This window comes from Acinetobacter endophylla (assembly GCF_053543775.1).
Window position 1 is genome coordinate 1 of the sequence record NZ_JBLVOM010000214.1, and the last position, 453, is coordinate 453.

Consider the following 453-nt stretch of genomic DNA (forward strand, 5'->3'; position numbering starts at 1 on the left):
TAAATATTTTATTATAAAATCAAGATAAGAATTCTTATTTTTTCTAAATTCATCTTGTTCTTCTTGATCAAGCTTAATATGCTTTTGACAATTAAGAAAAATAAATATCTCATCTAAACTCAATCCAAATCTTTTTACATGAAAAAATATGCTTATTACAGCTAAAAATTCATCTGATATTTTTACATTATTATTGTTTTTCTCGTAAATAATGGATTGAATTGCTAAGCTATCTTTGTGAAACACCTCATGAGCATGATCCATTAAATCATATCCGCCATACCTTTCTAATTCCAGCTCATAGCATTCAATACTATATTTAGATATAAGCGAATCTTTAATAAGTTGGCTAAAAGTGTTTAAAAGCTTGGGCTGAACCATAAGCAGCCTATTATAATCAGCTTTTATTCTCAAGCGCAAATGCAAATCTGGGTCTTTATATTGAATAAAAAA

The 453-nt window shown here is 26.9% G+C and carries 1 protein-coding gene; it reads right to left on the reverse strand.

The annotated features are described in order from the left end of the window. The coding region (locus ACNPNW_RS06410; protein WP_448766766.1) for a thiopeptide-type bacteriocin biosynthesis protein at window positions 1–453 on the reverse strand (453 nt) is incomplete at both ends.